Genomic DNA, 9,260 nt, shown 5'->3' on the forward strand with positions numbered 1-9,260 from the left:
TTAACAACAATCGCCTCCGCAAAAACTACGGTTTGACATTTTTGCTTTCATCAGCATCACGACTAATTCGTCCTGAGTCATCTCCATCCAGGTTGCTAAATCCAGATTTGACGGATACGAACCTGTTCGTTTGATTTCACCGTCCACCACCGTAATTGGCAGTGCCCCAGACCCTTTTTTTGCGATAATCTCACTCACTTCCTTATTCAGTGCAAATACATCAGGATTTTCGATCAAACCGTACCGCAATACATTTTTCCCCTCTTTAGTCAACGCCTGAAGCATTGATCGCATCCGTAATGCTTCCCGATCTGACCCCGAACCGCATCCATTTCCACGATTTCCTAGCTCTGGGTCATATATTTCAATTGTTTTCATATTTTCCTCCATTTCTGTTTATTCTCATCACATCTCTATTAATCACAATTCCAGGATCTACTCTTATATTAGTTTGATTCCAAATTAATATAATTTGGAATTTCTGTCAAGTGTTATTGAAAATTCCTTAAAATTTTTCAGTTTGGCAACCCAATCAATGATGTTTGCTTTATGTAACAAAAATTGATGAACTCAAGATTTTTATTGCATTCTCCTAGTTTATCATGTATAATAAGATTACTCCGAAGTTTAAGATTTCTAAGACTTATTGTTATGAACTTAAACCCGTAGGGTATAATCGGAAACGATTATGTCTCCCATTGTGGAAAAGGGGCTTGACAGAATTATTTTTTCTTGTCATTTTGCATTATTTTAGTGCAGAAAAAAAAGGCCATTCCTGAAGGAGTGGTCTTTTTTTTCCCTGAACGTCCCTGAAATTTATTTATTTGTAACCGAAATATATAAATCAGGACACTTTTTAGACGCCAAAGTCGGATTAACCAACCGGTTTTTGGTATTTTTTGGACTATACTATTTAGACAATAAACAAACCCTGCACTTATGGCTGAATCAGTGCTTGCGATTAAAATGACGTCTGCATCAACCTCCTGCAACAGGTGGGAAAATCGCCATATATCCATCTTCTTTAAGGGGGACAGTGAGCATTGCATCAACCTTGCCGTCAACCCCATCAACAATCAGTGCTGCAATTTCCGGAGCGGTAATGCCGAGGCTGTCAATGACATCCTGTCCGGTCATCCCTGGGGTATATTCCATTTCGACAATTTTCCCCCGGCCTTCTCTAAAGTTTGCGAATAATTTGATCTTAATTGCCATATTTCCTCCTAAAGCGAAAGGGACGATCAAAGATCGTCCCTTAAATTTATTTTATAATAAACCTAATTTTTCAAGACGTTCTTCCGTAGGAATTCCATCTTCATCCCAACCACGTTCTTTGTAATAAAGTGGAAGTAATTCATCTAGTTTATGAACCCAGCCTTTGGTTGGTCCATCAGGCATTTCTTCTTCCAATAGACGCGGTGGTAAGGTATCTTCTTCTGGTGAGATACCAGCTTCTAAATTGAAAAGTTTTTCCAGATTCCAGATCCGTTCTCCGGCTAACAATACATCGTCAGCTGTCCAATCGGTACCTAAAGTTTCATTTAACATATCCGCATATTCTTTTGCGCCAAGGGCAAATGAAGTAAATAAACACAAACCGGTTGAGTCGATAACAGCGGTTAGATCCTGGAATATTTTTACCCAAACCTCTTTACCGGCTAAATCAAAACGATCAAGTTTTTCTGGCAGACCAAGGATTTCAGGAGAAATCAGGTATCCACGAACATGACAGCCACCACGGTTGGAGGTTGCATATTGAAGACCCATTCCCTGGATTCCACGAGGATCATAGGCAGGCAGATCTTGTTTTTTAACCGACATAGAATATTCAGGAACGCCGAAGAAATCAGCCATTCGATAAGAGCCTCTGGCAAGTAAATCACCAAAACCTTCGCGGTTACCCATTTTTTTGAGCCAGTGAACAACCGATTCGGCATTGCCAAATTTCAGAATGATATCATCATCCAACATTTCATCGGTGATATAACCGCGTTGGTACAATTCCATCGCCGCTGCTAAGGTTGCACCGGCAGAAATGGTATCTAAGCCCATTTGATTACACCAGTAGTTGGCATTAATAACGACTTCCATATCGTCAATTCCGAGGTCACCGGCAAATACCCAAAGGGTTTCATATTCTGGTCCGCCGATTCCATCGGGGCTATGTTCACTTTTGACCCAACGGCCGCAGCCAATTGGACAATGATGGCATGGATTACGTTTGATCAGATATTTTTCTGTCATCGTTTCGCCGCTGACAGCTTCCGCATCGGGATCAACACCAGTCTGGAAGTTTTTCGTTGGGTATACCCCATGTTCATTAATAATGTTAACCAGAACCGCTGTTCCATAAGTTGGCAAACCACCACCGGTAACACCATTTTCTTTTAATAAGGTACGACATTCTTTGGTGACAGCTTTTAATCCATCCGGTCTGGCAATTTCTGGTCTTAAATCGCCTTTAACGGTAATCGCTTTTAAGTTTTTCGCGCCCATTACCGCACCAACACCGGAACGACCAGCTGCTCGATCTTTTTCATTCATAATGGCAGCCATCTGAGACAGTTTTTCACCAGCTGGACCAATGGTTAATACCTTTGCTCCCGCGTGTTTTTCTAAAAGCATATCGCTGACTTCCGAAGTATATTTTCCCCAAAGATCAAGAGCCGGTAAAATTTCAACCTTTTCTTCGTCAATATTGATATAAACAGGTAGACTCGCCTTGCCTTCAACAATAATCGCATCGTATCCAGCATATTTCAAGTAGGCTCCCCAGTCTCCACCGGAGTTTGAAGAAGCAATACAGCCAGTCAGTGGTGATTTTGTAACAACCATATACCGGCCGCCGGTAGGAGTCGCCGTACCGGACAACGGACCATTGATAAAAATAATCTTATTTTCTGCGGCAAAAGGATCAACCTGTGGATCAACCTCATCCATAAACAGTTTTGTTCCTAAACCACGACCACCAATAAATTTTTTTGCCAACTCAAAATCCAGATCTTCAGTTGTAATTTCATTGGTCGTCAAATTGACACGTAAAATTTTTCCCATGTAACCAAACATTTCGTACGCCTCCTAAATTTTATTTATTTATAACCACTATCATTATACCCAAATATTATCCTTTATTCAATGGATTCGAACAAAGTTATAGCAAAGCGCAAAAATTTATAGCTATTAAGTGATGGGAATATCGTTTTTGATCAATTTTCGAACATATTTTTTATCAATCCACCAGACCGATGGTTTTTAAGATGTTATAGCCTAGTCGCCGTTCCTGACCTTCAAACGGAAAGGCATGCATGACAATCATCGGATTAAAATTTAGTTCAATAATTCCAAAATTAGAATCAGGATTACTGTAATCTTCCATGATGATATCAATCCCGCAAAATTTCGCACCAATAGCTCTGGCCGCTGTCAAGGCAATCTCTGAAAAATAGGGATGCATTTTTTCAGTGTAATCGATACTATCTCCACCGGTACTGATATTAGAATTCCCGCGCAAAAAAATCATTTCATCATTTCGGGGAATTGACTGGTTGGTAAGCCCCTGCTTGTCAAGAAACATCAGTGACTGATCGTCCAGTTCAATTTTTTTTAAGGGACTTGTCTGTCCATCACCTCGATAGGGGTGCTTATTTTTTTTATCAATCAGTTGTTGGATCGTCGAAATGCCGTCACCAACGACATTAGCGGGACGACGATGCAACACCGCTACCACCTCATCTCCCATCGTCAGGAAACGGTATTCCAGGCCTGGTAAATAATCTTCGACTAAAATCGTATCATCATATTCAAAGGCAATCCGGGCGCCTTCTTTAAGTTCATCAAGGGTTCCTCCCTGATTATAAATGCAGATTCCCAGTCCAAAATTGGTTGACTTTGGTTTGATGACAACTTTTTTTCCAACATACTTGATTATTTTTTGTTTTGCTTCAGCTAAAGAAAAATACTCTACCCCATTGGGAACCGGCAATCCATTTTCGCGAAGGATCATTTTTGTGACTACCTTGTTTTCCATGAGTAAAGGAGTGATATAATTATCCACGCTAGTTTTTGTGGCTTGTTTGACATATTCATGACGGTCGTTTTTTTCTAGCCTGACAATATTGTCGGCAGCATCCATGGGTATCACTTTAATCCCCCTCGTCAAGGCTTCTTTTATTAAGATCTGGGTCGACATTTCCCATTTTTCAAAACCTTTTAGCCGGTAGTGATCAGCATCTGACTGTTCTTTATACCCTTTAGCTATTTCCAGATTCCCCTTAAGACAACCTTTTTCCATCATCAATAGTTTTAAGCGGTGGGCGTAGGTAGTTTCCGGATACCTAACCCGATTCTGCATTTCTTTGATGCACTGATCCTGTCTTAAACCCAGGTAATCATTAATCTCCGCCACTTTTTCCAGAATATCCTCAGCCCAGGCTGTCTTAAGAGTCCAATGGCGATGATCCAGTAACTCCAGATCTAATTCAAGACCATGTTCGGCTACTGCCACCTCATTGATGAGAGCTTCTTGTTGCCAGGTATCGAAAAATTCTTCGCCTTCTAATAATAAAAATAGCATGAAGATATTCATAAATTCTAGATCAATTTTTGCAATTCCGCATTTATCAAAAACATTGAGATCGATGGTACGTATCTCCAAATATTGAATCCCATCTTTTGCCAAAGAATCCAGAACATTACGATAATCTTTTGGTTTTAAACGAATTTGTGCATATAATTCTTTGGCTTCAGAAATATTCCCCCGTTCCACAAATTCATTAATGCTCCGGATAAATTCCGCTGTTGAACGATAATCGGGGTAGAGGTCAATTTCATTTTTATAGCCACTGCAACTGCCATTTCGGGCAGAGGTTCCGCCGGCGCTGAGATAGGTTTCGTTTCCACAATCTCCCATGCATTGCAAACATTCTTCGATGTATGAATTGTGTAATCCAGGGGTACAACCCATTAAATAGATGACCAACCAGCGATATCGCAAAAAATTCCTTAAAACTTTTAAGTAAATACGATCTTTAAACTCTTTATACGTCTCCTGAACATCCAGTTCCTGCCAGATAGCTACCAAAAGCTCCTCACTAAAAGAAAAATTATAATGGATTCCTGAAATAAGCTGTCGCTTTCCACCATATTTGACCATCAATTTTTCGCGATACTGCCTCGCTTCTTTCCCTTTCTCCCCCTGATAAGTAGCTATCGGGATATGTTTGTCATCCGGAATATCACAGGGCATAGAGTAGGGCCAAAAATATTCGTTATTTTGGCCTATTTCTCCGATCACAATATCAGTCAGTGCTTCCAGAAAATCATAGGTCTCATCAACCGAGTAAAAAACCGGTGTAACTAGCTCGATCTGACTTTCGGAAAAATCGGTGGTAATATATGGGTTTTTAAGTTTATCGCCAAAAATCGGTGGATGCGGAGTCAATGCCAATTTTCCTTGTTCAGTTACACGGAGTCCTTCTCTTTCAACTCCAAACCCTGAGCTTAAAATAATTTCTGGTGTCATTTTATTTTTTAATATTTCGATCATGCATATAACCTTTCAGTCGTCGCACAGACAACATTATAAACTCAATATTTCTTTGATTATAACATAAAATAAGATTAATTCTAACTAACTAATCCCCTTTGATTGCTGGGGAATAGATATGCCATTTTTATGGCATATCTAATTTTTAAATTTGCAGAAAATTTGAGTATTTAATGTTTTATGGTCATAAAAATTTGAGCATTTAATGTTTTATGGTCTTGACAAATAAATCAGTAAATGTTAGACTTTACTCAATGTGTTAGAAGAGTCTGACTCATTGAGTGGAATTATAATCGAATTTTCTAGCAATCAGGAGGAAAACCATGTTACTATCAATGGCAACACCTGGAGAGAAAAACTCCATTAAGAAAATCACTGGCAAAGATACGACTCATCAATTTTTGGCTAGCCTCGGTTTTGTAGAAGGCGCTGATGTTACCATCGTGGCAGAACTTTGTGGCAATATTATTTTGAATATCAAAGACACTCGGGTTGCCATTGATAAGAGCATGGCCAACCGCATCATCATTTAAGGAGAAAAACATGAAAACACTAAAATCAGTAAAATGTGGTGAATCCACCACGGTGGTCAAGTTACATGGTCAGGGACCGATTAAACGTCGCATTATGGATATGGGTATCACCAAAGGCGTTAATATAATTGTCCGTAAGGTTGCTCCGCTGGGCGATCCCATCGAACTAACCGTTCTCGGTTATGAATTGAGCATTCGAAAACAAGACGCCGAATTAATAGAGGTTATTTAATCTTTGTCATCGTCACCCTTTTATAGCAAAATCGATCCAGCTAATCTACTAATACTGAAGAAATCTTTTTGATACAGCGATACATTCTATCAATATCAATCGGGATACCTTTCTTTAATTTTTTTCATATTTTATGTCCTTACAAACAGCATTTGCTGTTAAATTTTTGACCACACTGTTAGTCTAATCTACCATCTAAAGAGGAGAACTTCGATGAATCTAAACATAGCATTAGTTGGAAATCCCAACTGTGGAAAAACTACCATGTTCAATGCCTTAACCGGCAGTTCCCAGTATGTCGGCAACTGGCCAGGGGTAACCGTTGAAAAAAAGTCTGGTAAACTAAGAAACCACCATGATGTGGAAATTATTGATTTGCCGGGTATTTATTCCCTGTCGCCCTATACGCTGGAAGAAGTTATTTCCAGAAATTATTTACTGACTGAAAAGCCAGATGCCATTATCAATATTGTTGACAGCAGCAATATTGAGCGTAATTTATACCTGACCACCCAGTTGCTAGAAATGGGAATCCCGATGATTCTAGCTCTGAACATGACCGACATTGTCAGAAAAAAAGGTGATGTCATCAACCTTAAAGCTCTTTCTAAACGTTTGGGCTGTGAGGTCATCGAGACATCTGCGGTTAAAAGTGAAGGATGTGCGGAGGTTGCTCAAAAAGCTATTGCCTTGGCCAAAACAAAGCAGAAACCTGTACCGCTTCAGCTTTTTTCATCCGAGGTTACTCAAACGCTCAAGCAAATTGAAGCGACAATCATTGAAAACAAACCCATCGAGCAGGCTGATTTTTATGCAATCAAACTATTCGAACGCGATGAAAAAGTTCTTGAACAATTGAAATTGCCTGAAGCTACCATGGAAAAGATCACCGCTATCACAGAAGCTTGTGAAGAAAGCATGGATGATGACAGCGAAAGCATTATTACCTTTGAACGCTATCAGACCATCGGTCGGATTGTTTCAGACACCGTTAAGAAGAAAGCCAGCACTGGTATGACCACCTCTGACAAAATTGACCGGATTGTCACGAATCGGTTCCTTGCCCTCCCTATTTTTGCCGGAATTATGTTTCTGATGTATTATATTTCGGTCTCAACAGTTGGTGCCTGGGTTACCGAATGGACCAATGATGTTCTTTTCGGTGAAATCATCCCCCCTGGAGTTGAAGGCTTTCTTTTATCGATTGGCACTGCGGATTGGCTGAACTCTCTGATTCTTGATGGGATCATTGGCGGGGTTGGTGCAGTCCTTGGTTTTGTACCACAAATGTTTGTGCTTTTCTTTTTTCTCGCTATACTGGAAGACTGCGGTTACATGGCCCGGGTTGCCTTTATCATGGATCGGGTTTTTCGAAAATTCGGACTTTCCGGAAAATCCTTTATTCCATTACTGATTGGAACCGGATGCAGTGTTCCCGGGATAATGGCCTCGCGAACCATTGAGAACGAACGGGATCGTAAAATGACAATTATGACGACATCTTTTATTCCCTGTTCAGCTAAACTACCAATTATTGCACTGATCGCGGGTGCGCTATTCCCGGGATCGGTTTGGGTTGCTCCATCCGCCTATTTTATCGGTGTTGCAGCCATTATTGTATCCGGTATCATTTTAAAGAAAACCCGAGGATTTACCGGCGATCCAGCGCCATTTATTATGGAGCTGCCAATCTATCATCTACCGGGGGCTAAAGGTGTTTTGATTCATATGTGGGAACGCGGTAAATCATTCATTAAAAAGGCCGGAACCGTTATTTTTGTCGCCAGCATATCAATCTGGTTCCTCAGTTCATTTAACTGGACGCTGGAAATGGTCGGGACCGGAGATTCAATCCTCGCATCCATTGGCATGATCATTGCTCCTATCTTTACGCCACTTGGTTTTGGCACCTGGGAATTTACAGTCGCAACGATCACCGGCCTGATTGCCAAGGAAACCGTCGTTAGTACCTTTGGTGTATTATTTGGCTTTGCCGAAGTTGCTGAAGATGGTGCTGAAATCTGGCCAATGCTACAATTGTCGCTCAGCCAGTTGGCAGCCTTTTCCTTCCTGATCTTTAATCTCCTTTGTGCTCCTTGTTTTGCAGCCATTGGCGCGATCCACCGGGAGATGGGAAATGCCAAATGGACGCTGATTGCAGTGGCTTACCAAACTATTTTTGCCTATACCATTTCACTGATTGTCTATCAGGTGGGGTTATTCGTAACCGGCGGAGGATTTGGCTTTGGTACCATAGTCGCCATTATGATGATTGTCGTCCTTCTCTATCTACTATTTAGAAAACCGGCGATGCCAAAAAAACTGGGTCAACCCCTAACAGTTGTGAAAGAAGTTTGATTATACTGAAGCCTGATGTTTTAAAGCTAGCAACTCTTCTTATTTAAAAAATCAGTATGAAATCTTGAGTGTTCCTTGTATGATCATCAACGATCAGGAAGTCCTTTTTGGCAAAAAAGGAACCTCGAAAATTTCAGATCTATTTGCCAAGCAGTCATAATTATTTCGACTTCCCAATTGATCTCCCAAAAACATTCAATATATGCATACTTAATATGTATACTTAATATAAATTCAGAAAAGTCAGCTACTAGAGATGCAGCTGACTTTTTTTAGTTTAAGTATAGAAATGATAATTACAATTCCAGTATCCTGTCAAAAAAAGCAAAAAGACAGGTTATCCTGTCATTTAAGAATGGTCGGAGTGAGAGGATTCGAACCTCCGGCCTCATGATCCCGAACCATGCGCTCTACCTTTAAAAACAACACGATATCCTTTTGAAATGCTTTCTTAACTGCTCGTTCCTGTTTTCGTCCCATGGTAAACTGATTTCTCCTTGCGAAATTTTTCTTTCATTTTACCATCTATTTTTCTTGCATTCCCGTTTTATCGCTAATTTTTAGTGCGAAATATTTTTACCTTTCAGGGCTG

At 40.3% G+C, this 9,260-nt stretch carries 8 protein-coding genes and 1 riboswitch; of the genes, 3 read left to right on the forward strand and 5 right to left on the reverse strand.

Translation table 11 applies throughout. The annotated features are described in order from the left end of the window. The 4 genes from QZ998_RS12690 to gshAB all read right to left on the reverse strand — a co-directional run bounded on the left by QZ998_RS12690 (position 1) and on the right by gshAB (position 5,545). Positions 1–378: an arsenic metallochaperone ArsD family protein gene (locus tag QZ998_RS12690; RefSeq protein ID WP_296561140.1), complete on the reverse strand. Its 378-nt coding sequence runs from the start codon at positions 376–378 to the stop codon at positions 1–3. 229 nt (positions 379–607) lie between these two features. Beyond that, a riboswitch (molybdenum cofactor riboswitch) is annotated at positions 608–727 on the forward strand. Between the two features lie 251 nt (positions 728–978). Then, positions 979–1,215 (reverse strand): MoaD/ThiS family protein, encoded by a 237-nt coding sequence (locus QZ998_RS12695; RefSeq protein WP_296561142.1) that lies wholly within the window; start codon positions 1,213–1,215, stop codon positions 979–981. A 51-nt stretch (positions 1,216–1,266) separates the two neighbouring features. Beyond that, the gene (locus tag QZ998_RS12700) at positions 1,267–3,066 is read right to left on the reverse strand and encodes an aldehyde ferredoxin oxidoreductase family protein (protein ID WP_296561143.1); all 1,800 of its coding nucleotides are present in this window, start codon (positions 3,064–3,066) and stop codon (positions 1,267–1,269) included. Positions 3,067–3,229: 163 nt separating this feature from the next. Then, positions 3,230–5,545: a bifunctional glutamate--cysteine ligase GshA/glutathione synthetase GshB gene (gshAB, locus tag QZ998_RS12705; RefSeq protein WP_296561145.1), complete on the reverse strand. Its 2,316-nt coding sequence runs from the start codon at positions 5,543–5,545 to the stop codon at positions 3,230–3,232. Between the two features lie 323 nt (positions 5,546–5,868). On the opposite strand from gshAB, the gene QZ998_RS12710 reads away from it, so the two are divergent. The 3 genes from QZ998_RS12710 (at position 5,869) to feoB (ending at position 8,668) form a co-directional block, all read left to right on the forward strand. Continuing rightward, positions 5,869–6,078, forward strand: coding sequence for a FeoA family protein (locus QZ998_RS12710; protein WP_296561147.1), 210 nt, complete (start codon positions 5,869–5,871; stop codon positions 6,076–6,078). Positions 6,079–6,088: 10 nt separating this feature from the next. Beyond that, complete coding sequence (locus QZ998_RS12715) at positions 6,089–6,310, forward strand: FeoA domain-containing protein (protein WP_296561149.1); 222 nt, start codon at positions 6,089–6,091, stop codon at positions 6,308–6,310. Positions 6,311–6,523: 213 nt separating this feature from the next. Beyond that, positions 6,524–8,668 carry a ferrous iron transport protein B gene (gene feoB, locus QZ998_RS12720; protein ID WP_296561152.1) on the forward strand — a complete coding sequence of 715 codons (2,145 nt, stop codon included), beginning with the start codon at positions 6,524–6,526 and terminating at the stop codon, positions 8,666–8,668. Between the two features lie 345 nt (positions 8,669–9,013). Here the strand turns inward: feoB and QZ998_RS12725 are convergent, their stop codons facing one another. Continuing rightward, a complete protein-coding gene (locus QZ998_RS12725; protein ID WP_296561155.1) occupies positions 9,014–9,148 on the reverse strand; it encodes a hypothetical protein in 135 nt (44 codons plus the stop codon). Positions 9,149–9,260: the final 112 nt, after the last annotated feature.

This window comes from uncultured Acetobacterium sp. (assembly GCF_927416815.1).
GTDB lineage: Bacteria > Bacillota > Clostridia > Eubacteriales > Eubacteriaceae > Acetobacterium.

What these genes read in the sequence shown, in the direction of transcription:
- QZ998_RS12690 (WP_296561140.1), bottom strand. Translation starts at nt 378, where the DNA reads ATGAAAACAATTGAAATATATGACCCAGAGCTAGGAAATCGTGGAAAT.
- QZ998_RS12695 (WP_296561142.1), bottom strand. Translation starts at nt 1,215, where the DNA reads ATGGCAATTAAGATCAAATTATTCGCAAACTTTAGAGAAGGCCGGGGG.
- QZ998_RS12700 (WP_296561143.1), bottom strand. Translation starts at nt 3,066, where the DNA reads ATGTTTGGTTACATGGGAAAAATTTTACGTGTCAATTTGACGACCAAT.
- gshAB (WP_296561145.1), bottom strand. Translation starts at nt 5,545, where the DNA reads ATGATCGAAATATTAAAAAATAAAATGACACCAGAAATTATTTTAAGC.
- QZ998_RS12710 (WP_296561147.1), top strand. Translation starts at nt 5,869, where the DNA reads ATGTTACTATCAATGGCAACACCTGGAGAGAAAAACTCCATTAAGAAA.
- QZ998_RS12715 (WP_296561149.1), top strand. Translation starts at nt 6,089, where the DNA reads ATGAAAACACTAAAATCAGTAAAATGTGGTGAATCCACCACGGTGGTC.
- feoB (WP_296561152.1), top strand. Translation starts at nt 6,524, where the DNA reads ATGAATCTAAACATAGCATTAGTTGGAAATCCCAACTGTGGAAAAACT.
- QZ998_RS12725 (WP_296561155.1), bottom strand. Translation starts at nt 9,148, where the DNA reads ATGGGACGAAAACAGGAACGAGCAGTTAAGAAAGCATTTCAAAAGGAT.